Source organism: Ammoniphilus soli (assembly GCF_040813775.1).
On the sequence record NZ_JBEGDL010000141.1, the window covers coordinates 1 to 969 of the forward strand.

Here is a 969-nt window from a genome sequence, read left to right on the forward strand (position 1 = left end):
CCAACCATTGTCGATCATGATGTTTACTCCATCCTCAGCATATTGTCCAACCTCTACCGTAAGGCGCGAATAATGAGTAGATAAATCACGTCTCATGCTTGCAGCCATAGCAACCCCATAATTTCCAATACCGCTAGCGATTATCCCGTTAATGTGAAACATCATCAGTTTGTCTGAAAATGGCGGAATTGTAGAGGTTGTAATATCGCTATCCCAAGTGGTAGGCGAAGGGATATTATCCTCGGTTAGTATTGACCGGAATATTTCAATGTGTTTAGTCGCTATTTCTCTTCCTCTTACAAAAAATTCACGCACCTGTTTTGACTGAGCTACTTGACTGAAACCTATGATTAAGCCTTTCCCTAATGCATTCGTTTGTGAGTTTATAAAAATATGGGTGATCTCAATAGCGTTCAAGGGCCTGCGTTCCCCGAACCATCCTGTTAAAAAGTTTTGTTTTTCAACAAAATCCACTTTTTCCGGCTTTGGAATAAAAGGTGGTCTAATGAAAAGCCCTTTAGATAATAGAACACTTCCTGATCTATTATTGAGTTCAGCGGTTGAACTAAGGCATTGGGTATAAAAGTCGGTGAAATCCGAACGCGCTGCATGGGATAAAGCTAAACTGGACGTAGCCATCCCGACTCTTGACATTTGCCTGATATAATTTAATACAAACGTATCCGAATATAATCGCGGTGCGGAAACATTTACATCTTCATCGGAAAATCCTTTTGGTATAGGAATATCTTCATCAATAAATATTTGAGTAATTCTTTTTACATGGTTTTCCGATAAACTTAACGCAAATTCAATGACGGGCTGTATCTGTGTATCCTCTACCTTTTCCAAAAAGTGTTTAAATACGCATACAGCCATACTATCACTTATGTATTGAGTCCAAAGGAATCCCATTTCAGAAGAAGTAAGTCTAATGTTGTGTTCAGTTTTCATTCCTTGTATCCCCCT

Annotated in this window: 1 protein-coding gene; it reads right to left on the bottom strand. The window is 38.9% G+C overall.

Features of this window, described 5'->3' with window-relative positions; translation table 11 throughout:
* On the bottom strand, positions 1 to 954 hold a 954-nt coding region (locus tag ABLT31_RS38750), incomplete at its 3' end, for a DUF3231 family protein (RefSeq protein ID WP_367761039.1).
* Between the last annotated feature and the right edge of the window lie 15 nt (positions 955 to 969).